Source organism: Mongoliitalea lutea (assembly GCF_014652135.1).
Classification (GTDB): domain Bacteria; phylum Bacteroidota; class Bacteroidia; order Cytophagales; family Cyclobacteriaceae; genus Mongoliitalea; species Mongoliitalea lutea.
Genome location: NZ_BMYF01000028.1, coordinates 14957 through 38859 on the forward strand (window position 1 = coordinate 14957; position 23903 = coordinate 38859).

At 39.8% G+C, this 23903-nt stretch carries 20 protein-coding genes and 1 other RNA gene; 10 read left to right on the top strand and 11 right to left on the bottom strand.

Annotated elements, in window-relative coordinates; translation table 11 throughout:
• Positions 1-181: 181 nt before the first annotated feature.
• From surE to dnaG, 4 genes are all read right to left on the bottom strand, one after another.
• A complete protein-coding gene (surE, locus tag IE080_RS17950; RefSeq protein ID WP_189586075.1) occupies positions 182-892 on the bottom strand; it encodes a 5'/3'-nucleotidase SurE in 711 nt (236 codons plus the stop codon).
• A gap of 4 nt (positions 893-896) precedes the next feature.
• A complete protein-coding gene (locus tag IE080_RS17955) occupies positions 897-1526 on the bottom strand; it encodes a hypothetical protein (protein ID WP_189586078.1) in 630 nt (209 codons plus the stop codon).
• Between the two features lie 76 nt (positions 1527-1602).
• Positions 1603-2820, bottom strand: coding sequence for a bifunctional 3,4-dihydroxy-2-butanone-4-phosphate synthase/GTP cyclohydrolase II (locus tag IE080_RS17960; RefSeq protein ID WP_189586081.1), 1218 nt, complete (start codon positions 2818-2820; stop codon positions 1603-1605).
• Between the two features lie 84 nt (positions 2821-2904).
• Positions 2905-4848: a DNA primase gene (gene dnaG, locus IE080_RS17965; protein WP_189586084.1), complete on the bottom strand. Its 1944-nt coding sequence runs from the start codon at positions 4846-4848 to the stop codon at positions 2905-2907.
• A gap of 172 nt (positions 4849-5020) precedes the next feature.
• Between dnaG and IE080_RS17970 the strand changes: the two genes are divergently transcribed.
• From IE080_RS17970 to IE080_RS18005, 8 genes are all read left to right on the top strand, one after another.
• Positions 5021-6112, top strand: a complete 1092-nt coding sequence (locus IE080_RS17970; protein ID WP_189586087.1) for an Mrp/NBP35 family ATP-binding protein — start codon at positions 5021-5023, stop codon at positions 6110-6112.
• Between the two features lie 6 nt (positions 6113-6118).
• Positions 6119-6367 carry a NifU family protein gene (locus IE080_RS17975; protein WP_189586089.1) on the top strand — a complete coding sequence of 83 codons (249 nt, stop codon included), beginning with the start codon at positions 6119-6121 and terminating at the stop codon, positions 6365-6367.
• 158 nt (positions 6368-6525) lie between these two features.
• Positions 6526-9429 (top strand): T9SS-dependent choice-of-anchor J family protein, encoded by a 2904-nt coding sequence (locus IE080_RS17980; RefSeq protein WP_189586092.1) that lies wholly within the window; start codon positions 6526-6528, stop codon positions 9427-9429.
• A gap of 152 nt (positions 9430-9581) precedes the next feature.
• Positions 9582-10355 carry a PASTA domain-containing protein gene (locus IE080_RS17985; protein WP_189586094.1) on the top strand — a complete coding sequence of 258 codons (774 nt, stop codon included), beginning with the start codon at positions 9582-9584 and terminating at the stop codon, positions 10353-10355.
• Between the two features lie 2 nt (positions 10356-10357).
• The gene (locus tag IE080_RS17990; protein ID WP_189586097.1) at positions 10358-12184 is read left to right on the top strand and encodes a T9SS type A sorting domain-containing protein; all 1827 of its coding nucleotides are present in this window, start codon (positions 10358-10360) and stop codon (positions 12182-12184) included.
• A gap of 1 nt (position 12185) precedes the next feature.
• On the top strand, positions 12186-12497 hold the full coding sequence (locus tag IE080_RS17995; protein ID WP_189586100.1) for a rhodanese-like domain-containing protein: 312 nt from the start codon (positions 12186-12188) through the stop codon (positions 12495-12497).
• Between the two features lie 104 nt (positions 12498-12601).
• Complete coding sequence (locus IE080_RS18000) at positions 12602-13369, top strand: 3-hydroxybutyrate dehydrogenase (protein WP_189586103.1); 768 nt, start codon at positions 12602-12604, stop codon at positions 13367-13369.
• Between the two features lie 9 nt (positions 13370-13378).
• On the top strand, positions 13379-14749 hold the full coding sequence (locus IE080_RS18005) for a GntP family permease (protein WP_189586105.1): 1371 nt from the start codon (positions 13379-13381) through the stop codon (positions 14747-14749).
• Here IE080_RS18005 and IE080_RS18010 read toward each other — a convergent pair.
• The 4 genes from IE080_RS18010 to IE080_RS18025 all read right to left on the bottom strand — a co-directional run bounded on the left by IE080_RS18010 (position 14742) and on the right by IE080_RS18025 (position 20498).
• On the bottom strand, positions 14742-15239 hold the full coding sequence (locus IE080_RS18010) for a hypothetical protein (protein ID WP_189586108.1): 498 nt from the start codon (positions 15237-15239) through the stop codon (positions 14742-14744). The two genes, IE080_RS18005 and IE080_RS18010, sit on opposite strands and share 8 nt — an antisense overlap.
• A 43-nt stretch (positions 15240-15282) precedes the next feature.
• Positions 15283-17736: a TonB-dependent receptor gene (locus IE080_RS18015; RefSeq protein ID WP_189586111.1), complete on the bottom strand. Its 2454-nt coding sequence runs from the start codon at positions 17734-17736 to the stop codon at positions 15283-15285.
• Between the two features lie 333 nt (positions 17737-18069).
• A complete protein-coding gene (locus tag IE080_RS18020; RefSeq protein ID WP_189586114.1) occupies positions 18070-18990 on the bottom strand; it encodes an alpha/beta fold hydrolase in 921 nt (306 codons plus the stop codon).
• Entirely contained in the window at positions 18987-20498 is a 1512-nt protein-coding gene (locus IE080_RS18025; RefSeq protein ID WP_189586116.1) for a sodium:solute symporter family transporter, read from the bottom strand. Before IE080_RS18025 ends, IE080_RS18020 begins: the two co-directional genes overlap by 4 nt.
• Before the next feature lie 137 nt (positions 20499-20635).
• Here IE080_RS18025 and IE080_RS18030 point away from each other — a divergent pair, with 137 nt between their 5' ends.
• Positions 20636-21469 (top strand): alpha/beta fold hydrolase, encoded by an 834-nt coding sequence (locus IE080_RS18030; protein ID WP_189586119.1) that lies wholly within the window; start codon positions 20636-20638, stop codon positions 21467-21469.
• Positions 21470-21562: 93 nt separating this feature from the next.
• Here IE080_RS18030 and IE080_RS18035 read toward each other — a convergent pair whose 3' ends face one another.
• A complete protein-coding gene (locus tag IE080_RS18035; protein WP_229800721.1) occupies positions 21563-21844 on the bottom strand; it encodes a hypothetical protein in 282 nt (93 codons plus the stop codon).
• Positions 21845-21984: 140 nt separating this feature from the next.
• Between IE080_RS18035 and ffs the strand changes: the two genes are divergently transcribed.
• Positions 21985-22071: signal recognition particle sRNA small type (gene ffs, locus IE080_RS18040), an RNA gene on the top strand.
• Positions 22072-22073: 2 nt separating this feature from the next.
• Here the strand turns inward: ffs and IE080_RS18045 are convergent.
• Together IE080_RS18045 and IE080_RS18050 are read right to left on the bottom strand one after the other, a co-directional pair.
• Positions 22074-23060 (bottom strand): GSCFA domain-containing protein, encoded by a 987-nt coding sequence (locus IE080_RS18045; protein ID WP_189586122.1) that lies wholly within the window; start codon positions 23058-23060, stop codon positions 22074-22076.
• A gap of 192 nt (positions 23061-23252) precedes the next feature.
• Entirely contained in the window at positions 23253-23780 is a 528-nt protein-coding gene (locus IE080_RS18050) for an REP-associated tyrosine transposase (RefSeq protein WP_189586125.1), read from the bottom strand.
• Between the last annotated feature and the right edge of the window lie 123 nt (positions 23781-23903).

Below are 23903 nucleotides of genomic sequence, written 5' to 3' on the forward strand. Positions count from 1 at the left end.
AGAATTGTATATTTAAATAGTAACAAATTCGATAGTTCACATATATAAAATTTTGCAAGTCAGCGACTCTTTAAATAGAACTACTCCCTACTTTTACCCTTAAAAACAAACATGTGACCCGTGAGCTTCAAAAACTCACGGATACATTTTTTTTATTCAAGCTATTAACTACTTCAGGAAATTATAATTTATCCCAATCCCAATCTGTATTGATTTGATTAATCGCATAATGTGCTGTTAAATCATATTGGCATGGAACTATGGATACATAATTATTAGCAATAGCCCACTCATCATTATCTTCTCCTTTATCGAAATTCACAAAGTTTCCTGCCATCCAGAAATATTTTCTCCCATTAGGATCAAATCGCTCCTGAAATTCCTCTTCCCACTTGGCATGTGCCTGTCTACATACTTTCACTCCTCTGATTGCTTCATTCCTTTTGGGAGGAAAATTTACATTCAAGGCTATACCTTTGGCCAAACCATTGTTCAATACCTGTTCAGCAATTTTGTACACATACTCCTCTACATGAGAAAAATCTGCTTTAGAGGAGAAATCACACAAACTAAACCCAATAGAAGGCAAACCTTCCAACGCTCCTTCAATAGCGGCAGACATAGTCCCAGAGTACAATACAGAAATGGAAGTATTGCTCCCATGATTGATCCCTGACACTACTAAGTCAGGTTTTTTATCCTTCAGTACATAATGCTTGGCCAATTTGACACAATCAGCCGGTGTACCACTACACTTGTAAGCCTCTATACNGCTATCTGGTGCTACCACCACAACATCCCCCAATTTTTTCATCACATTTACCAGCACACGTATGCCTTTAGACGTGATCCCGTCGTCGTTTGAAACCAAAATCAATGGTCTTGAATTCATAAAATTATCGTATCTGATTATAATAAGCGGTGATTCGTAAGAGATCGCCTCTTTTGTCGTGTGACAATCTATTTTTTCTCATAAACAACTCTACCTCATCTGAGCGATCGCCAAGCACCTCCAATAATTCTCTTTTCTTTTGAGAATACCTGATAATCTTGCCGTCTTTGATAAAATAATAATTGAAGGCTAGCTTATATGCTCCTCCCATTTGTGGTCCCCACATTGGATTCATAGGCATACCTCCCCACATTCCCATTCCTCTGCTGTCTGCCACTACATACTCTCTGCACAACAAAACTATATTGTCTCCTTCCGTCAAAATTTCGAAAAACACAGGGGTGTCATAATCTCCATTTAAAGGAAAAGGCAGTGTGTAAAAGGTACGGACACCTCCATATTGCTCATCAAATATTTCAAATTGAGAAACATTGGAGGCACCAAAAGTATTTATACTGTTGGTCTGTAATTGAACCAGGTTGTTATCCAAATCATACTTCACTTGTCCTTGATAGACCTGTCCATTAACAGTTACAATCTGACCCTTGTGCCAAACCTGAGACGGAAAAACACCTGATTGAGCATTGCTTTGCATGCACACAAGAAGGAAGATCAAAGAAAGTACGTATCTCATAATTCACATTGATTAATACTAAGATAACGAACCCAAAACAAATAAGTTGATTTTCGGAAAGAAAACAGGAGTTAAATTACTTTTTAAGGATACTATGCCCCATTTTATCTCGCTTGGTTTCCAAGTACTTTGAGTTGTGTTGATTCGGTTCAATTTCTATAGGTATTTGCTCTACTATTTCCAAATTGTATCCAATTAATCCAACACGCTTGGTAGGATTATTGGTAATCAATCGGATTTTGCTAATGCCCAAATCCCTCAAAATCTGGGCCCCTACTCCATAATCTCTTTTATCCATTGGGAATCCTAGAGCTAAGTTTGCCTGAACTGTGTCCATACCCTGCTCCTGTAACTTATAGGCTTTTAATTTATTCAACAGACCAATGCCTCTTCCCTCTTGATTCATATACAGCACCACACCTTTCCCTTCTTTATCCACCATCTCTAATGCTTTGTGCAATTGAGGACCACAATCACATCGGCAAGAGCCAAAAATATCTCCTGTTACACAGGAAGAATGGACACGGACCATCACAGACTCGTCTTTATCCCAAGTCCCTTTTATCAAGGCCAAGTGTAAATCATCCGTATTAGTTTGTCTGAAAGCAATTAAATCAAAATCCCCATAAGCCGTAGGCATATCAACGCCTATTTCCCGCTTAATAAGGGATTCATTCTTCAATCGATAAGAAATCAAATCTTTGATTGATACCAATTTCAGATTAAACTTTTTGGCGACTTTGATCAAATCTGGCAGTCGTGCCATGGTGCCGTCTTCGTTCATAATTTCCACCAAAACACCTGCTGCCGAAAACCCTGCCAATCGGGCAAAATCAATAGAAGCCTCTGTATGACCTGCTCTTCTCAATACTCCTCCCCTCTTCGCCTTCAATGGAAAAATATGCCCTGGCTTCCCCAATTCATCTGGATGAATACTATCATCTACGAGTGCGCGAATAGTTTTGGCACGATCACTTGCTGATATACCCGTGGTACAACCATGTCCTATCAAATCCACAGAAACTGTAAATGGTGTTTCATAAGCAGCAGTATTGGTTCCTACCATCAGTTGTAAACCGAGTTGATCACATCTATCTTCAATCAATGGGGCACAAATCAAGCCTCTTCCATGTGTGGCCATGAAATTGATGATTTCCGGAGTTACTGTTTCAGCAGCACATACGAAGTCACCTTCATTCTCTCGATCCTCATCATCTACTACAATGATTACTTCACCGTTTTTGATCGCTTGAATTGCGTCTTCTATGCTGTCTAATTTGAATTCTTGAGACATATTATTTTTTGTATATCTGGGTTAGCTCCCGTAAAATTACTAGGATTTATGAGCAAAACCGTCAAAAACCAATTAAAGTTTTGTTCAGAAGGAGATAACGATCCCCAGCTGCTTATCAATAGCAACCTGATAGTTCTTTAATTCCATATATGTACGGACTTTTTCAGAGACCTCCTCCTCAGATCCCTCATTCATTTCGGCTTTTTTGATCTGATCTCTCGCCTCTTCCAGTAATTTTTTGATTACTTTTTTCTTCAAGTGCAAAATATTATCATACACAGTTTTGGCCAAATCATCTGCTTCATGTGTAGTAAAGATCTGAAACCTCGATTCCCATAATGTAGACAACTCGTACTTCGGTGTAATCAAATTGATGACTTCTCGTTTGATTTCACTGTCTTCAATAGAAAGGAAATAAGCAGGTTGGGGAAGTAAACCTTGTTTGAGTGCATCCTTAAAAATTGCCAGAATCTTATTGAAAACAGGTGTTTCAAAAGTCAAGTCCTCGGTCTCCTGCAACAAATACTCACAAACACTCAGCTCCTCCGAAACCATTTCAAAACCGTAATTGACCAACAGTCGAAGCATCTCCCGCTCTTGCAATTGGATCAATTGCAAATTACTTGTCTCCTCCTTGGTAACAGGAAGTAAAGTTTCTATGGGAATGCTCGGTTCTTCTTCCGCTCTTTTTTCTTTAAAAAACTGGTCCTTTTGAGACTTAAGTAGGATTTTATTCAACTCCGTCATCAAAATATCCTCATCCATTTCCAATAAACTGGAGGACTTTTTAATGAATACGGAACGGATAATCGGATCAGGAATTTTGGAAAGACTCTGCACTACCTGCTTGACAAGGTCTGCATATTTGATTGGATCTTTTGCCGCTTCTTCCGCATACAAGCCTATTTGAAAAGAAATAAAGTCAACTGCCTTTTCTCTCAAATACTGCTGAAAAGCCGAACTACCAACTTTTCTAGCATAGGAATCAGGATCTTCTCCATCTGGAAAAACGACAGCTTTTACGTTAAGTCCGCCTTCCAGAATCATATCAATCCCACGTAAAGAGGCTTTGATTCCGGCGGCATCACCATCATACAATACGGTGATGTTATCCGTGAAGCGCTTGATCAATTTTATCTGATTCTCTGTCAAAGAAGTCCCAGAGGAAGCCACCACATTCTCGATGCCTGCCAAATGTAAACTGATAACATCCGTGTATCCTTCTACCAAATAACAATTATCCTGCTCACGAATGGATTTCTTTGCCTGAAAAATACCGTATAGGATATCACTTTTGTGGTAAACTTCTGTTTCTGGAGAGTTGATGTATTTAGGCTGCTTTTTATCATTGGTCAAGATTCGCGCGCCAAAACCAATGGCCTTTCCTCCAAGGTTGTGGATGGTAAACGTGACTCTTCCTCTAAATCTATCATAAAACCTGCTGGCATCTCCTTCCTTTTGAAGAATCAGGCCTGCCTTTATTAAGAGCTCTTTTGAATGTCCAGCTGCCTCAGCCGCTATCAACAATTTATCCCATGCATCTAAGGAATATCCTAAATCAAATTTTTCTATGATGGAAGGACTGAATCCTCTCTCTTTGAAGTAAGACAGGCCAATGGATTTACCTTCTTCTGTTTGCAGATTTTTAACAAAAAACTCTTTGGCAAAATTGAGTACGATATAGAGACTTTCCCGCTCATTGTGAGCTACAATAGCTTCAGGACTCATCTGCCTGTCTTCTTCGATTTCTATGCCATACTTTTGGGCAAGATGCTTGATGGCCTCGTTAAAACCAATGCCTTCTATATCCATTACAAACTGTATAGGGTCTCCAGCTTTACCGCAGCCAAAACACTTATAGATTTGTTTGGCAGGAGAGACGGAGAAGGAAGGGGATTTTTCATTGTGAAATGGACAACAAGCCCAAAGATTTTGACCTTTCTTTTTGAGGGGCACATAGTCACCTACCACCTCTTCTATATCGGCGCGTTCTCTTACTCGTTCTGTGGTCTGCTTACTGATGGCCATAATCTGGATAAAAAACCAAAGATAAGAAGACAATCTTTATTTGAAAGCCTTCTATCGAATGTGAAACTATTTGCCTCTCCCGGAAGTTTGGATTAAAGATTAAAATCCTTTTTGAAAGGTTTTTATTTAGCTTAATTATAAACTAATTTGCACGGAAAATTTACAATCAGTTATGGCTATCAGTCAAGAGCAAGTACTCAAGTCCCTATCAAAAGTTGATGATCCAGATTTGAAAAAAGATTTGGTCACCTTGGGAATGATTCAGGGATTAGAAATCGTAGGTAACACCATCAAATTCAAAGTAGTGTTGACTACTCCTGCCTGCCCGCTTAAAGAAGTAATCAAGAATAATTGTATCGAAACACTTACCTCAGACTTGGGTGAGGACATCGAGTTGGATATAGAAATGACTTCAAATGTAACTACTGCAAGAACTAATGCACCCTTGTTGCCTGAAGTCAAAAACATCATTGCTATTGCCTCAGGTAAAGGTGGAGTTGGAAAATCTACTACTTCGGCAAATCTAGCAGTTGCCTTAGCGAATGCAGGTGCCAAAGTAGGCCTCATAGATGCAGATATCTCTGGTCCTTCCATCCCTACCATGTTCAATGTAGAAGCTGAACAGCCTATGGTGAAACAGGTGGATGGAAAGAACACCATCATTCCCGTAGAGCAATATGGGGTGAAATTGATGAGTATAGGTTTCTTAACCCCAGCTGATGCAGCTGTGGTGTGGAGAGGACCAATGGCGAGCTCAGCACTTCGACAGTTTATCCAAGATGTGGAATGGGGCGAATTGGATTATTTGCTGATTGATCTACCTCCAGGGACCTCAGATATACACCTGACTATGGTACAAACAGTCCCTGTTACAGGAGCAGTAATAGTCACTACTCCCCAAAAAGTTGCCCTAGCAGATGCTACCAAAGGTCTAAGCATGTTTAAGCAACCTCAAATTAATGTTCCCGTTTTAGGTGTTGTAGAAAATATGGCTTATTTTACACCCGAAGAGCTCCCTGATAATAAGTACTACTTATTTGGAAAAGACGGTGGAAAAAAATTGGCTGAGAAATTTGACATACCTTTCTTAGGAGAAGTACCTATCGTACAGAGTATTCGAGAAAGTGGAGATACCGGATATCCTGCCGTATTGAAAAAAGGAGTCACCCAAGACGCATTTTCTGCTCTTGCAGAGTCTGTCGCAAGACAAGTTGCTATCAGAAATGCAGAAAAATCGAAAACAGAAGTAGTACAGATAAATTAATATCACATGAATAGAACATTGTTGGAAAGAGTTGAAGTAGCATTGGATACAATCAGGCCTTATCTGGAAGCTGATGGTGGCAATGTGAAAGTTGTGGATGTTACAGAAGAAATGACTTTACGATTGGAACTCACAGGTACTTGCAGTTCTTGCCCAATGTCAGCAATGACACTAAAGGCAGGTGTTGAAGAAGCTGTAAAAAAAGCTGTTCCTGAGATCCTTAAAGTTGAAGCTGTAAAAGTTGAAGTAGCCTAATTAAGTCCCGAATGTCCCAACGTCAGCTAACTAGTTTTCAATTAAAAGAGGTATTTTTTCTTTTATTTTTTTTCACTTTCAGCAATTTAGCGTACTCTCAAGCTTTTTTTGGCAAAGCTTTTCAACATATACATGATGAAAAATGCGGCCATCGATTCATGGAGGAACTCTTTGAGGAAAAACTAGGGATTTATGGCACTAAAGAGTATTTCGAATCTTGGCTAAAGGAGAAAAAAGTAGTAAGGGACGGTAAATTGCAGTCCCTACGTACTCAAAATGAAATAAAAACTATCCCCGTAGTAGTCCATGTCATTCACAATGGAACAGCCGAAGGTGTGGGTGCAAACATTCCGCTTGGGCAAATTGAATCTCAAATAAAAACACTAAACGAAGATTTTAGAAGACAGAACCCTGATAGGACACAGACTCCGGGCGATTTTCAATCAGTAGCAGCTGATACTAAGATTGAATTCGTGTTAGCTAAACAGGACCCAAACGGTCTTCCAACAACAGGTATCGTAAGAGTGCAGGGACCTCGTAATGTATACTCTCCAAGTGATGCTACTTTAATCAGTCAGACCTCTTCTTGGCCACCAGAAGAGTATTTCAATATTTGGGTAGTTCAATTGACATCACCAATTATTGGATTTGCTGTTTTCCCAGTTTCTGATCTTCCAGGACTAAATTTTCCTACCAGTATCCGTGATTTAGATGGTATTACAGTAGATTTTCGCTATTTCGGTACAGGTTTCAATGCTGTCTCTACATCTAGAGGTAGAACTGCCACACACGAAGTTGGGCACTTCCTTGGCTTAAGACACATTTGGGGTGATGGTGACTGTTCAGTCGATGATTTTGTTGCAGACACTCCGCGTCAAGATGGTCCTAATAATATTTGTAGAACTATCAACCCGCGAATTACATGTGATTCGCGGGATATGGTTGAAAACTACATGGATTACACCACAGACGCTTGTATGAACCTCTTCACTATGGGTCAATCTGAACGAATGAATATCGTATTAGAAAACAGCCCAAGAAGAGCTAGTCTTGTCAATAATCGGGCTACCAGAGAACCTGAACTACTGGCAAATGACCTCAGCCTTAGAGCTGTACTTGAACCTCAGGACTTTATTTGTGACCCTGTGGTAATTCCAAGTTTGGTGGTGTTAAATACAGGAAACAATGCAGTAAATAGTACTACCATCGAAATCCGTCTTAATAATCAAATCATTGAGACGAGAACATTCGATTTGGATTTGGCTACGGGCGAGTTTGACACCTTACGATTTAATGCCTTAGAATTGGCAGGGGTTGGAAATCAATTTACAGCAACAATTCTGACAGTTAATGGTATTCAAGATATAAATAGCTCCAACAATACGCTAACATCCACGCCTGTTTTGCAAGGACAAATTTCTTTACCGTATAATTTGGACCTTCAAGATGTGGGAAACAGTTGGATCATTCGAAATCCTGATGACAGCTTCACTTGGGAGGTAGTTAATAATCAATTTGTTGATGGTAGTGTCAGACCATTGATCAGATTACGGAATTATGAGTATGACGCTAACGGTCAATTGGACTTCCTAATATCTCCACAAATCAATTTATCCGAATTCCCGAATGCCCAACTAGTATTCCGAATGGCCCATGCACCTTTCGCCGCCCAAGGTTTTTCAGATGTTTTATATGTCGCAATATCAACAGACTGCGGAAATACGTTTAACCTAATCGATGCGCCTTACGCTAAAAATGCAGAATTCCTGCAAACTGTAAATCCGATTTTGGATGAATTTGTAGCAAATTCCGACGCGCAATTTAGGACTGAAATAGTAAACTTAGCACCTTTTAAAGACTTGGGAAATGTAAGGATTGCCTTTATCAATCAAAATGGTTTTGGAAATAATATTTTCCTCAAAGATATACAAATTTTGACCGAAGAAACCTTCAATTATAAAGTAGAAATGAGTAGTTTGATTTCGCCAAATCCAATAACTAACAATAACTACGAAAATGAACAAATTGAAATTTTTAATTCGGGAAATTTACCCGCAACTGGTTTTATTTTAAGAAGGAGGTATGGGAATAGCCCCCAAATTCCCTTCATATTTAGAGGACAAATAGCACCGGGAGCTTCTGCCATATTGAACCTGCCAAAGACTACTCTGAATGGAACTCAAAACTTCCAATTCTCCTTAGAAAATCCAAGTTTTGATCAGAACCCAGGGAATTCCTCCAGTCTTTCCAGATTTGTTGTGATCGACACGGAAACGCAAAGAACACCTTGGAGACAAAATTTTGACAATATTGCCACACTTAGTCCGTGGGTAACTATCAACCCGGAAAACAACAATCCTGCATGGACGCTAACACCTGTTCAGAATGCTCCAAATTCTAATGTAGTACGCGCCCAAGCGACTGCTCCGGGTAACTCATTCTGGTTGGGAACTCCGATTTTCGAATTGAATAGAAGTCCACAAGCTGGTTTATTCTTTGATAGAGCTGCCGGACCAATGCCGTCCACTGCAGTACTTCGAGTATTGGGTAGTGAGACAGGAGGAGGTACATACAGAGAAGTTTTGACCTTGAGGGGAAGTGAGATTAGTACGGTTACATCTGGTGAACCAAATCCCAATAACCCAAATGATTTTAGACGTACGTTTGTCAACTTATCAGAATTTGCCGGTAGGGGTAAAACTACCAGCAGAGTGGCTATCGTATTGGAGGGCATTAATCCAGAAGATGGCCCTGTATTCCTAAACAATGCAGAATTGTTTATTTCAGCTAATCCTGAACCTGTAGATCCAGGAGTTGGAAATGTGAGACTATACCCGAATCCAGCCAGAAATCAATTTAACTTGGCCTTCAACCTTAGGAATTTTGAAATGGTCAACATCAAAATGATCTCCCCTACAGGAGCACTCGTCCATGATGTTGATTATCCAAATACCTTGAACCAGACTTATAGCTTTACGACTCAGATGTTGTCCAAAGGTCTATTTATCATACAAATCAGTAGTCCTACGATCACAGAAACAAAAAAGCTTTACATCCATTAAGGGGATCAACAAATCTTTTAAGGGCTGGTACTTTTCCGAAGACCAGCCTTTTCTTTATTTTTGGCCTCTGTTTTGTGATAAATTGTATAGATTTGTCTAAGTCTCCGTACTTTCATAAGCACGCAAACGTTACTAATTCAAAATATAATTCCATGAGTAAACTGAAGGACTCAACAAAAAAAATCCTTATTCACTTTTCAATCATATTAGGGTTGACGATTGTTCTTGCCTTTATTTTTCTACAAATCTTTCTACCTAGCTACACCAATCATGGAGAGACAGTGACTGTACCCAATTTGGAAGGCTATAACTATCAGGAAGCAAGTAAGTTTCTAGCAGACCGTGATCTAAGCTATGAAATCAATATTGATAGTGGGTTTAATGCTGAAGTGAAGCCATTCACTGTTTTGCAGCAAAATCCAAGACCGGGAAACCAAGTGAAAAAAGGGAGAAAAATTTATCTGACGCTCAACTCAAGAAATGCTCCTTTGATTCGAATGCCAAATTTGGTCAATACACCGCTCAAAAATGCGCAAGAAATATTAGCGAATGCAGGCTTGATCCGAGGAGAAATTGTATATGTGCCGGACATTGGACAAAATGTAGTACTGGAACAAAAATTCCGAGGTAGAAACATTACCGAAGGTTTTGAAATCCCCAAAGGTTCTCAAATTGATTTGGTGGTAGGTGATGGTTTAGGAAATCAGATCTTGGAAGTTCCTAGAATTATTGGTATGGATGAAACCGATGCTGAATTTTTAATTATCGGTTCTGGGTTAAGGTTTGGGAAAATAAACTATATTGAAACGGATTCGGTGCTTTCTGGTACAATCATTCGTCAAATGCCTCCTGCGGGTTCGGAAGTACGAACGGGAGAACCTATCGATGTATGGATTTCCGAATCCAAAAGATTTTCTAACTTTTAACTATGCCCACGAGGAAACAAATAGTGATTGTATTGCTTTTGCTAAGCATTGGCTTTAGTGCTATGGCTCAGCTTCAGCAATTACCCACTCCCCTTCCTCCACCCCCCAAAAGCACACAGCAAAATCTGAGAATCAACCATGAAGCTTTGTCCCTTCCCTTTTGGGATGATTTTTCTTTGGGAATCATCGACAGTACGAAATGGATCAATGAAGGAACTACTGTAAGTTTGACCGTAGGAAATGCTGCTCCGACAATTGGAGTGCTATTACTGGATGGAATTGATGAACGGGGGGCTCCCTACTCCAATAACCCTTTGGAACAGGGATTTGCCGACAGAATCACTTCACAAGTAATTGATCTATCCAGCATAGCCCCAGCACAAGCAAATACGGTTTTTTTGAGCTTTTATTGGCAACCAGGCGGCAAGGCCGAGATGCCGGATTTCAACGATGAACTAAGCCTTGAATTCTTGAATGAACTTGGAGAGTGGATAGATGTCTGGAGCCAACGTGGCGATTTAGAATCCAATCGAAACTTTTTCCTTCAGGAAGTGATTCAGGTGACTCCAGAGTTCCAGCATGCAGTCTTTCAATTCAGATTTAGTAGCAGAGGAAGAATTTCAGGACCTTTTGATTCTTGGTTGATTGATTATGTATACCTCAATCAATTTAGAAATCCAAACGATATTGCAAGGAGGGACCGTGCACTTACAGAAACCAGTAGAAGACCATTGGAGAAATACTCAGCAATTCCTTTTTTCGAGTATCAAAGAAGAGGTGATGAACTTTGGAACAGAACATCGAATGAGTTTAATAATCTCAATAATTTATTCTCACCAATGGAATTCACCATTGCGCTGAAAGATCAGTCAACGGGAGAAATTTTACAGGGGATCAATACCAACACCCCTATTAACCCTGTTCCTTTAGCCTTTGAGCGAAGAAGATTCCAAAGTAATGAAATCGGATCTCCACCTAGTCTGAATACTGAAACTGATATTGAATTGTTGACCTACCTAAGTACAGGAGATGAATTTCTATTCCAAATAGTCAACGGAGATACAATCCGCTATCAAAATATTGACTTACGGGTCAACGATACTACACGCACAATCATACCAATCCGGGATTTCTTTGCCTATGATGATGGTAAAGTGGATTACTCTGCTGGTATCAATCAACGATCAGGCATGTTGGCCAACCGGTTTGAGGTTACCTCTCCCAGCTATGTCAAAGGTATCAGTATCAACTTCACTAATTTTGCGCAAGTAGGTAGAGTATTGGATTTAATGGTTTGGAACAATCTGAATCAGGCCCCTGTATATGTTCAGGAATTTTTCCTACCACCCTCTGATGGAATCAATGAGTTTACCTATTTTGAGCTTGAAGAAAACGTATTAGTTGATGATGTGTTTTTTGTCGGATTCACCCAATTCACTAATGAATTCATTCATGTAGGATTGGATAAATCATTTGATAATGGTCGGGAAATTTTCTTTAATGTAAGTGGCTCTTGGCAGCAAAACACCATCGTGGAAGGTTCCCTGATGATTCGGGCGCATATGAGTGAATCTCCTGTTTTTGAAGAACAAAGTGAAGCTGATACAAGTACACAAGTATATCCAAATCCAGTATCTTCAAGATTATTTATTGAAGGAAAAGCGGAAGCCATTCAGGTATTTGATCCATTTGGTCGCTTGATAAATCTTCCTCAAACGGTAGATGGGGATAGGAAAATCCTTAACTTTGAAGGCATGATGAAAGGTATTTATTTGTTGAATATCTTCCAAAATGGCACTGTAGAAACCAAACGAATTTTAGTACAATAAGATGCAAGATATAACAGTAGAAGAACTCAGAGATAAGCTGAACGCAGGTGAAGATTTCCTATTTATTGATGTGCGTGAAGAATGGGAATATGAGGAGGACAATTTAGGAGCAAAGAATATTCCTTTGGGAGAACTCCCTTTTGCTTTAGAGGAATTTGAAGCATTCAAAGACAAAGAAATCGTATTGCAATGCAGGTCAGGTGCCAGAAGTGGCAATGCGAAAAACTTTATGGCCAGCAAAGGTTTTACAAAGGTCAGAAACCTACTAGGTGGAATCATGGCCTACCGAGAAATGAAAGAGGAAGAGGGCTAATCCTTTTTATGGGGAAAGCGGAATAAGCTTTCCCTTCTTCGGGTTTAATGGAATCGGCAATCCAATGTCAGGACAGGTTATTGGAACAGTTAAACCCAAAAAACATGAAAAACGCAGTAATTACCGGCGGTAGTAGCGGTATTGGCTTAGGCATTGCCAAGTATTTTGCCCAGCATGGTTACAATCTTTTAATCAATGGTCTTGAAAAAAATGGGCAGGAAATTGCCTCTTCCATTGCCGAGACCTACGGGGTCACATGTATTTTTAGCCCTGCCAACTTATTAATTCCCGAAGAAATTTACCAAATGATTGCTTTAGCAGAAGAGCAATTGGGTTCCATTCAGGTATTAATCAATAATGCAGGCATCCAATTCGTATCACCTATAGAAGAATTCCCCGATGCCAAATGGGAAGCCATCCTAGGTGTCAATCTATCCTCTGTATTCTACGCATCCAAAGCTGCTTGGAAAGGGATGAAAGCTCAAGGTTTTGGCCGAATCATCAATATCACTTCTGCTCATGGTTTAAGAGCGAGTGAATTCAAATCAGCCTATGTAGCTGCCAAGCATGGGGTCACAGGACTGACTAAAGTATTGGCACTTGAAGGTGCTCCATTTGGTATTACCTGCAATGCTATTTGTCCGGGATATGTCCGTACACCATTGGTGGAAGGTCAAATTGCCGACCAAGCCAAAGCCCACAACATGAGCGAAGAAGAAATCATAGAAAAAGTGATGCTTAAAAAACAAGCCATCAAATCATTTATTGCCATTGAAGATTTGGCTGCGTTGGCACTTTTTCTGGCTTCTGAAAACTCCAGCACCATGACGGGCGTTAGTCTTCCAATGGAAGGTGGTTGGACATCCCAATAACTCAGGCGCATGGAGATAATTGCAATTATTAGTTCATTGGTTTTATTGATGGTATTGGCATACCGTGGATATCCGGTGATTTTAATTGCTCCTCTCTTGGCCATCCTTGCAGTCCTTCTGAGTGGAGAACAAGGGGCACTTGCATTTTACTCAGAAGTATTTATGAAAGGATTGGGCAACTTTATCATCAAATACTTCCCCATCTTTTTATTAGGAGCCATTTTTGGTAAATTGATGGATGTCTCTGGTGCTGCTCGATCCATTTCCCATCAAATCATCCAAAGCTTAGGGAAAAACCAAGCAGTAATAGCTGTGGTGACATCATGTGCGCTCTTAACCTATGGAGGTGTTAGTATTTTTATTGTAGCCTTCGGGATTTTTCCGATGGCTCAAGCACTATTTAGAGAAGCTAACATTCCGAAGCGATTGATCCCCGGAACCATCGCATTGGGAGCCTTTACTTTCTCCATGACTGCACTTCCCGGCACCGTTCAAATTCACAATATCATCCCTATCCCCTACTTTCAGACGGATGCCTTTGCTGCGCCAATCTTTGGCTTAACAGGAAGTTTGATCATCGCAAGTTTGGGAATTACATGGCTGCAGCACCGGGTCAAAAAAGCTAGCCAAGCTGGTCAAGGGTATGGGTTTGAAGTTGATGAAATGTCTACAAATATTGACTCCTACCCAGCTTTTTGGAAATCCATAGCACCGATTCTTCTCCTGATTAGCCTCAATTTCCTTTTTTCACAGGTAATCATTCCATCTTGGGACGATACATTTTTAGAAAATCCAGCTTTTGGCAATGTGAGTTTGGAGAGTGTCAAAGGAATTTGGTCCATCATTCTAGCCATGATTTTAGCAATTGCTAGCCTTATTGCATTACACTTCAGGCGACTCACTACCTTAAAAGAAACCCTCCAACAAGGTATTCAAAGTAGTCTCATGCCAATTTTCAACACTGCTACAGAAGTCGGTTATGGGAGTACAATCGCTGCATTAGCAGGTTTTGCAATTATCAAAGATTATGTTCTAAATTCCTTTCAAGAAATTCCCTTGCTCAGTGCAGCAGTAGCAATCAATATTTTGGCAGGTATCACGGGGTCTGCCTCGGGTGGTTTAGCTATCGCTTTGGAAACATTGGGTAGCACCTACTATGATTTGATGATCCGTGAAGGCATTAGCTTGGAACTGATGCACCGAGTGGCATCCATGGCGAGCAGCGGCTTGGACAGCCTTCCGCATAATGGAGCAGTCATTACCCTTTTGATGATTTGCGGAATGACTCACCGACAAAGCTACCTGGATATAGCTGTAACGACATTACTCATTCCTGTGAGCACTTTATTTGTGATGCTATTGGCAGTTTCTTTTATTTAAGCTTTCCCAATAAAAATTCATTCGCCATCTTTTCCGTAGGATGATACTCAATTTTCATATCATGATGCTTATCGATCAGTTTTTTGGCAATGCTCTTACTGGAAATCGTCCGAAAAGTAATCGGAGAAGGGATAATGGCCATTCGGATGTTTTCACCCAAACTTTCAAATAATACTGGAAACCAAGTTTTGTACAACCATTTTTGTTGGGCATCTGTAAGGGGCTGTATCTCTCGTTGATCAACTAAAATGCGTTTGATCTGATGGTCAGCCATGTATTTCAAACCAAAATTCAATGCTTCTTGATACGTTTCCATGGGAATTTTTCCTTTCCATACAAATCGCACACTTTCCCGATCTACATCGTGAAAAATTTTCACCAAAGCCTGTTCATAAATGATTTGCATATCCTGTCCGAAAGTATTGCTAAAAATATATACCTCAGGGCACAAATAAAACATTCTCATCAAATAAATAAACCCTTCACTCAAGAAGCGAAGGGTTTAATGGAATCATTAGGACAGGTTATTATCGTTACTTCTTATTGAAGTTAAATTTCACTTCCAAGGAATATAATCTCCCGATGATCGGAGAACCCACAAACTCCCGCTGCTCTGCATTGAACAAGTTGGAAATACCACCACCTACGGTAATCATTTCACTGAAGGCATAGCCAGCCGAAATATCCACTGTTGTAAATCCTCCCAAAGGACCATAGTTGTATAAAAATGGAGCCACTCTGGTATTTGCTCCCGCAGCTGTGGCAATTTGATTCCCTGATCTAAAGTCGTATTCTGGCAACCAACGCACATTTACAGAGGCATTTACTTTGTTATTCACCAAGTTCAAAGCAGAAAAATTGAAATTAGCTCTGTGGGCTGGAGCATTCAACACTTGTAATGCTTCTCTAGATGCAGGAGGCAACAAGGAAATATTCGCATCATCGTCAAATTTCCCTTCATCAGTAATATTAGATCCGAAGTATGAGTATTTCGCTCCGAAGCTGAAGTTTTTGTTGAACAAATAGTTAAAGCCTAAATCAGCTCCCCAGTTAGTTACTTCACCGAAATTCAAATAGGTAAGGTTGATACCACTCAAATTAGCTGGAACTGGCTGTCCACCTCTTTCCACAATGCGTTCGCCACCCAAGAATAAGTTCACCGCAGGGCTGATGAAGTTTCTTGTAGTCCCATACCAAAAAGTACCATCAAAATAGAAGTTTTTAGCAGGAGTACCTTTGTAACCGAATTCCCACGTTGTATTTTCTTCAGGTTGTAATGGATCGATGGTTCTTCTAGCACCTGTAGCTAAATTCTCCAATGTCAACCCCTGACCTGAACCAATAATAGCTCCGTTAACCCCCGCAATTGGGAACAAAAACTCCAAGAACTGAATGGATGGAGCTGCATATGCACGACCATACGTCAAACGGAAACTACCATCACCAACTGCTTGGGTTAAAGCTAGTCTTGGACTTACCTGTAAATCATAGTAATCATGTTTATCCACACGTAAAGCACCTACAAATTTCAGGGTATTGGTCAATTCATAATCCGCTTGGGCTACAGCACCATATTGGGAGATAATAATATCTCCGTCGATATCAAATAAGTACGTACCCAAACTATTGGCCACATCTCGCTGATAACTACCCGCCAAGACATAGCTGAATTTCCCTACACTGTTATTGTATTGCACTTCGGCATTTAAGCGTGAAGACTCATCTTTAAAACCTGGAAAGCCAAGTCCACCTTCAGAAACAGGAAGCAGTGACCTTCTTCTTGCCTCTTCAGGACTATTACCCTGAGCGAGTAAGGTAGCATAATTGACTGTTCTACCGTTAATCTGGAAGGTATTACCAGCATTATTCCAAGTATTGGTCAATTGGGCAAAAATACGTGGGGAAACATAGCGGGCCTGTAAATAACTGAATGTCCATCCATCAATTTGGTTTCTTCCCAAATTGGTAACACCAATATTGGATCCTTGCCCGATTCCATAATCCAAAATAATATCATGGCCTGTCTTGGGTGTATAATAAACAGCAGCACCACCACGGATTGCCTTAAAGTTAAAATCAGGATCTAACTCTGGAATTGCCAATGCACCAACATACACAGTATCTATAAATTCAAAATCACGTCCCTCGGTATATTCGAAATTTACTTTGTAGGCAAATTTGTCGGACACCTGATCCGCATGTCTAATACGACCGGAGAAAACACTTTGATTTCCTACACCTAAAGCAACTGTTGTTCCTTGAGACGTTCTTGGATCTTTTGTAATAGTATTGACAACACCTGCATGCGCATTAGGTCCATACAATGCTGAAACAGGTCCAAGGATTACCTCTACGCGCTCAATGTCTTCCTTAATAATGGTATTGTAGAAACCTGCCGGTAAGCCAGTTCCTCCCGGTAACATACCGTTTCTACCATCATTCAATTGAAGCATACGCACGTTGAAAGCGGAGTTAAAACCTCTTGCGTTGATCCCAATCCCGATCACACCTGAGCGAACCACTTCAATACCTTGGATTTTGAAAAGCATTTCCCCAACGTTGAAGGAAGGCAAACGGTCCAGGTCTCTGGAAGAAATTACTCCAATGGAGGCAGGAGCATCGGTTAATCGTTCAGGTTTTCTTGTGGCCGAAACAACCACTTCTCGACCCAAAATCGCAGTACTTCCCATGGAAATTGTGCCAAGGTCCAAATCTGAATTTAAGGTAATTCTTCGTGTGATTGTCTCGTAACCTAAAAATGAAAATCTCAAGGTGTAAGCACCCTCATTAACTGATGGAATAGCAATCTTCCCATCCAAATCCGAAGCTGCTCCAAGCCCCGTACCTTCCAAAATAGCATTGACACCGATCAAAGGTTCTTTGGTGTCCGCATCTACTACTTTCGCAGTGATGTTGAATTTTTGGGCGAAAGCAAACTGAACACTCAGTAGCAAGATGCCCATCATCAGGGTAAATCTTTTATTCATGGATAAATTGGGTTTAATTGTTTTTGGCGTTCGTAAACTTACATAAAAAACAATAACAACAAAATATTATATATGCTATTTGATTTTTTACAAAATAATGATTTAAAATAATGCAATTTTGACTTGTTTTTTCCAAGAAGAAAATACACTCATATCCCATTGATATTCAAAAATATAGATAGCCTCAATAACCAAATAAAAATACCCCATCTTAGAATCTCAATATTTCCAACCCTCTTTTTATACTCAAAAAAAAACTTAAAAAAAAATTCGGAGCCATCCTAACAGCTCCGAATCTTCCTTTACAACACCAAATAAAAATTGGGATTTAACTTATTTTACAAATTCCCGAATGAAGCGATTAACCTCGATTGCTTGCTCAAACATCAGCATATGACCTGCAGCAGGTATCAAATTCACCTTCACATCAGGTATCATCTTTTTAGCAGAGGCCGCGACAGCCTCAGTAGTCAAGTGGGGATTAAGCAATTTATTTGGAATGAGGTCATCGTTAGCTCCAAAAAGGACTAGCACAGGAATTTTCAAACTTCCAAGCAAGTCAGCAACAGGCTGTCGCACCATTCCTCGAATGCCATTGACCACCATAGCTGCATAGCGCGGAAACTCTGGATCATCTTTGATGACGATTCTATCATCGATCATAAATCGAGCATCATCGGTATATGAATAGAAATTTCTTTTCAGGTTGGATTCGATTTCTTGATCTGAACTTGCCGCAATAGCTTCTGGACTTATCATTTCGAAGAAAGCTTTTTGTTGATCGGTAAAAGTCTCAATACCCGCAGGAGCCACTAAAATCAGGGATTTGACTATTTCGGGATAAGCAAGCCCTACATGAATAGCAATCTGCCCTCCCATAGAATGCCCAACCAAATGAATCTCTGAAAGCCCAAGATTTTGAACTAATTCCTGAATCACTCTTGCTTGATCTTTCAGCAAATAGGTTTCCTCTGGTTTGCTTGATTTTCCATAGCCCAGTAAATCGACCGCAATGCAGCGGTAATGCTTGCTCAATTCCTCCACATTCTTTTTCCAAGCAGGTCCATAGCTTCCCAAGCCATGAACAAAAATAAGTGTCTCTCCTTCCCCTTCATCCATGAAGGCTATTTCCTGTCCATTGGACAAACTGACTTTTTTAACTGAGTAAGGGTACTCGATACTTTCAAAAATGTCTTGTCCCTTTACCGAAAATGAATAAAGACTAATCAGAATTACGATAAATAGATTTTTCATAGGGTTTGTAGTTGCGCGGTTTTAGTTTTTTTACTCCAGAAAATCAGCAAATTTCCAACAATAATAGAAGCAACAATGGCGAATGCAGCTGCTATCCCGGGATTTTTGACAGGACCTTGCATATAGGATGTAAGAGGAACATAGTATACGGAGAAGTGAACAAGCACTGCTGTCAAAGATGCCCCAAAGGCAGCCATTACAGGCGTTCCTTTTCTAAATGTCCCATACAATACAGGAAAGAAAGCTGCTGAAAAATAAGCGTATACTCCATTTTGAGCAAAAATTCCTACAGATAAATTCGGGTTAATCAATTGGTCTTTGGTAAGGAAAAAACTCACCACTGCAAGCATAATAATCACCAATTTATTGATGAAAATGCCATTTTTTTCTATGTTCAAAGCTTTCCCTGCCAAAGGATCTAATATATCAGAAGTAATGGTAATAGAAAGTGACTGAATCAAGCCCTCCAAGGTACTTAAACCTGCGGAAATCAACCCAAGAATCAAAATCAATCCCATATACACAGGAAAATGATTGACCACATACCAAGTCACCACATTGTCTACAGGGATAATTTTATCTCCATCCAACAACTCAGGGTTCAAAATCCGCACATACAAGCCAACCAAAACTACAGAGAAGAACAAAATCTCAGTCAAAACTGCTACCCATAAGAATTTATTGACATGCGCTTCACTTTTGAGTAAAAGTGACTTGGTAATAATATGAGGCTGGCAGACAATAGCAATTCCCACGATGATTTGACAGATAACTATTTCAAAGAAATCCCGAAACAAAGGGCTTTGCTCATTTTTCCACTCAGCTAACACAGGATCTGTGGCCTTTAATTTTTCTAAAAACCCATAAACTCCCGTTGAAAAGTGATCATATCCAGATCCTAACAAAATAATGGCTACTGTTACCATCAAAATCGCCTGTACCATGTTTGTGTAAACCATGGAATTAGCTCCTCCAAACATCATGTATCCAAAAATAAAGGCAATAAGCATGAAACTCATCCAAATCTCATCCACACCCAAAGAAGCTGAGAGGACCTTGGTCAAACCAACACATATCAACACAATGAATGTGATCAGTAATAGGGACAGAAAAGCGAAAAATATCGAGTATCTTTTACTACCATACATATTGCCTATCCATTGGGCCATGGTGAGCGCTTTCACAGTTTGACCCGCTTTGCGGAATCCTTTTGTTAGGACAATCAACGAACCCAAAGCTGCCAATGGCAACACTACAGCCATGGAAATAACCCCTGCTACACCATAATATGCCACAAAACCTGGGTTGATAATGAAGGTGGCAGCAGAAGTCATACTTGCTGCAAGGCTTAAGCCTACTGCGGTGGGAGAAAACAAAAAACTCCCCAAAGCATAATCGTTGATTGATTTAGTTTTTTTAGCACCTCTGAATACAAAAAATAAAATAACAGCCATGTAGGTCAGTACCAAGGCTAAAACAGCTGTGCTCAAAGAATTTGCAACATCCATAAATTCACGGTTTTTTTGGGTTTAATCGATTATTTTCCGCCAAAAACAATTAACCCTATTATCCGCGAAGAAATTTATATTTCACAAACTTAAACATTTTTCTTTTATTTAGAGCTTTATCAACCAAAAGGCACATTATGAAACACTATCATTCCCTACCTTCGGGGCATCGTATGTACTACGAAATCCGGGGAAATACCGATAGTAAACATCCTCCTTTTGTGTTTTTGAATGGACTTTCCCAATCTACCCAAGCTTGGTTAGGAGTCATTCAAAAGGACTTTGGAGAGGAGTTTACTTGCATCCTCGTTGACCTCATATTTCAAGGTCAAAGTGACAGTGCAGAAACGTTTAAATCATTTGAAGAACATGCAGCAGACTTACATGATCTCCTCTCCAAACTCCCCTACAGTAGCTTTCATTTAGCTGGCATCTCTTATGGTGGAGCAGTGGCTCAGCGATTTATCGTACTATACCCTGAAAAAGTAACTCAAGCGTATTTGATTTCTACCTTTTCCAGTAAAAACGAATATTTCAATGCTATCGGTCTTGGTTGGAAAAAAGCCTTGCTATGTGGCGATTATGAACTGATGTTTGACGTTATGCTTCCTTTTGTATTGGGAAAAAGTTTCTTCGAAAACCCAGTTGTCCCCTTGAAGACGCTCAAAATGTCCAAAAAAGACATGAGCCCAGCCACAGAAGACTTGCTAAAACTGATGGAAGCCACAGAGAAATCAGAAAATTACCTCTACAGCTTGAGCGACTGTCAAGTTTCCTGCATCATCATCCATGGTGAAGAAGACCTCCTTTGCACCCCTGAAATGGGAAAAGAAATGGCATCTTATCTTCCTAAAAACGAATTTATAGTATTACCGGGTGTAGGACATACCTTAAACCTGGAAGCAATAGACCCACTTAAAAATATCTTGGCATCAAGGGCCAAAGCAATAGCGAAAGCTGTAGACGCATAAAATTGAAGGAATCATTCTGGACAGGTTATTGATTCCAAAAAAACTACCCCAATGCAGAGGTAGTTAAGAGCTGAAATAACATTGATTATTTTTTTAATTTTCATTCATTTGAGGCTGAGGATTCCAGACCGGAGTCAACTCTCTCTCCTCTAATCTTACTAACAATCCCTTTTCAAAGGTTGCCAACACAAAAAAACGATCGTCGCGCTGCACACGGTATGTTTTAAAATCTCCGTCAATTCCACTCAGGACAGCTTCTTTATTTTGTCTCAAAAACTTCCGCTCGGTCATACCTTGCTGAAATTCAGGCCTTACTCCTACACATGCATTCAAAAGCAAAGCTACCATGATAATCAATCCATATTTTTTCATCATACTTTTGTTGTTTTTTCATCAAAAAGTGCAAAAACATTGCCAAAAAAGATCCTCTCTGATTGTTAGCAACTTATAGAATTGGCAGAAGTTTTTTTACACAGAACATTTGTCAAGAAATAATTTTAGCCTACTTTTGTGGCCTAGCGGCACGACCAGCTCCTGCTGAATCCCCCAGGTCCGGAAGGAAGCAAGGGTAGGCGGTTGTAGCGGTGCGATGCCGCTTCTTTTTTTACTTCCCTCTGTAATTTAATTGTTTGCGAAGCATATCTTGCTCCTTTGAGAAATCAAAATCCCTGCTGTATCGCTCAAGTTTCTTTTGTAAATTATCCAAAAACTTAAGGTGTGCAGGACTATCAGGATTGAATGGCTTATGCATCAAATCCTTTTTTATCCCCTCAAACTCTCCTATCAAATCAAATGATCGGGGATCTACCCATGTCTGCTTAAACCGCTCCCAAATATACCCTTCTGCGATTTCATTGGGATGAATCATGTCTTCTTTGTAAAAACGATAATCTCTGAGTTCATCCATCATAATCTCATAACTTGGGAAATAATGAACAAAATCATATGTCTCTTCCAAATCATTTGCTGCCATACGAAGGACTGACTTACTCAATTGATTTTGAGGGATGCCATCTTTGATATGCCGCACAGGACTTACAGTCAAAATGACTTGAATCCCAGGATTGACTTCTACCAAAAGATTGAAAAATCCTGCAAAAGCTTTTTGGATTTCATCGGGATGCAATAGTCTTTTTTCAAAAAGATGCCCTGGCTGTTTATGACAATTGGCCACTACTTCCTTATCAGCCCCAAACTCGTACACCCAAGCAGTACCCAGGGTAATCAGAACATGGGAAGCCCTTTCCAGAACCTGTTGGGTATGTTGTTGCTTTTTTAATATTAAGCGCTCTAAAGAATCCTGACTGTAGGCCACCACATCCGAATGCATCCCATAGTGCAGGTATAAGCCATCTCTTACCAAAACCAACTTTTTGTCCAATGGCATCTCCAACAGGGAGTCCTCCATCACTCTGGCAATTGAAATGGGATTGAAAATCGTACCGAAAGGATTGTTCAACACAGGGAATTTTCTTTCAGTCAATTTATCCCCAATGACTGTAGAAAAACAGGAACCAATGGCATAGATACCCGAATGATGATTGATTTTTACCCGAGCTTCAGGTATAGAAAATGAAGTAGTCAATTGCATGCCTAAAAATAGAAAGAAAGCCTCAATCCGAAAAACATATTCAGCAATGGAAGAAAAATTAGGAATGGAACGCGGATGAGGCGGATGTATGCATCGCGGATTTGCGCTGTTCTGCGCTGCCCGAGATTTGCAATCTCGGTCAGCAGATAAATGGGGATTTGCAATCCCCTTCGATGAAATGATATGATTACTTCAAATCGGCTCTAATCTAATTTTACTTTTACGTAATCCATAAAACTCTCCACAACTACTATTCAAATACTCCTCTTCCGATTCGACAATACCAGCCTGAACTGGATTATTATGGATGTATTTTATTTTAGTCTTCAAAAAATCCTCAGTGTAAATTTCTTCACCATGATAACCAGACTCCCAAAACCAGATTTTTTCATCTTTTCTTAGCAACCAAAGAAGCCAACTTTTCCTACTTTCTTTAGGGTTTTCTTGAATGGCTTTGTAAATAGCTTTTGCAGAAAATTTCTTAAAATCTCTAATGATATCACTTAAAGGTGTCTTATCTGAGCTTAAAATAAAATGGCAGTGATTTGACATGATTACCCAAGCATAAACTTTTAATCCTTTATGAAACTGACAATAGTTGATGCTATCAATTAAAATATCAACGTACAGTTCCCGTGTAAAAACATCAGCCCACTGATGAACTGTAAACGTCACAAAATAAAGCGCCTGTTGATCTTTTATAGAGAATGGTGAAGCCATAAACTAAGCATTATAAACCACATCTTTAAAACACAGTTAAAATACGATTTATCTAGTGGGATTGCAAATCCCACTTTATCTGAATCACGAAATTGCAAATTTCGAGAAACAGCGCTATTTGCG

What these genes read in the sequence shown, in the direction of transcription:
- IE080_RS17955 (WP_189586078.1), bottom strand. Translation starts at nt 1,526, where the DNA reads ATGAGATACGTACTTTCTTTGATCTTCCTTCTTGTGTGCATGCAAAGC.
- IE080_RS17960 (WP_189586081.1), bottom strand. Translation starts at nt 2,820, where the DNA reads ATGTCTCAAGAATTCAAATTAGACAGCATAGAAGACGCAATTCAAGCG.
- dnaG (WP_189586084.1), bottom strand. Translation starts at nt 4,848, where the DNA reads ATGGCCATCAGTAAGCAGACCACAGAACGAGTAAGAGAACGCGCCGAT.
- IE080_RS17970 (WP_189586087.1), top strand. Translation starts at nt 5,021, where the DNA reads ATGGCTATCAGTCAAGAGCAAGTACTCAAGTCCCTATCAAAAGTTGAT.
- IE080_RS17975 (WP_189586089.1), top strand. Translation starts at nt 6,119, where the DNA reads ATGAATAGAACATTGTTGGAAAGAGTTGAAGTAGCATTGGATACAATC.
- IE080_RS17980 (WP_189586092.1), top strand. Translation starts at nt 6,526, where the DNA reads ATGGAGGAACTCTTTGAGGAAAAACTAGGGATTTATGGCACTAAAGAG.
- IE080_RS17985 (WP_189586094.1), top strand. Translation starts at nt 9,582, where the DNA reads ATGAGTAAACTGAAGGACTCAACAAAAAAAATCCTTATTCACTTTTCA.
- IE080_RS17990 (WP_189586097.1), top strand. Translation starts at nt 10,358, where the DNA reads ATGCCCACGAGGAAACAAATAGTGATTGTATTGCTTTTGCTAAGCATT.
- IE080_RS17995 (WP_189586100.1), top strand. Translation starts at nt 12,186, where the DNA reads ATGCAAGATATAACAGTAGAAGAACTCAGAGATAAGCTGAACGCAGGT.
- IE080_RS18000 (WP_189586103.1), top strand. Translation starts at nt 12,602, where the DNA reads ATGAAAAACGCAGTAATTACCGGCGGTAGTAGCGGTATTGGCTTAGGC.
- IE080_RS18005 (WP_189586105.1), top strand. Translation starts at nt 13,379, where the DNA reads ATGGAGATAATTGCAATTATTAGTTCATTGGTTTTATTGATGGTATTG.
- IE080_RS18015 (WP_189586111.1), bottom strand. Translation starts at nt 17,736, where the DNA reads ATGAATAAAAGATTTACCCTGATGATGGGCATCTTGCTACTGAGTGTT.
- IE080_RS18020 (WP_189586114.1), bottom strand. Translation starts at nt 18,990, where the DNA reads ATGAAAAATCTATTTATCGTAATTCTGATTAGTCTTTATTCATTTTCG.
- IE080_RS18025 (WP_189586116.1), bottom strand. Translation starts at nt 20,498, where the DNA reads ATGGATGTTGCAAATTCTTTGAGCACAGCTGTTTTAGCCTTGGTACTG.
- IE080_RS18030 (WP_189586119.1), top strand. Translation starts at nt 20,636, where the DNA reads ATGAAACACTATCATTCCCTACCTTCGGGGCATCGTATGTACTACGAA.
- IE080_RS18035 (WP_229800721.1), bottom strand. Translation starts at nt 21,844, where the DNA reads ATGATGAAAAAATATGGATTGATTATCATGGTAGCTTTGCTTTTGAAT.
- IE080_RS18045 (WP_189586122.1), bottom strand. Translation starts at nt 23,060, where the DNA reads ATGCAATTGACTACTTCATTTTCTATACCTGAAGCTCGGGTAAAAATC.
- IE080_RS18050 (WP_189586125.1), bottom strand. Translation starts at nt 23,780, where the DNA reads ATGGCTTCACCATTCTCTATAAAAGATCAACAGGCGCTTTATTTTGTG.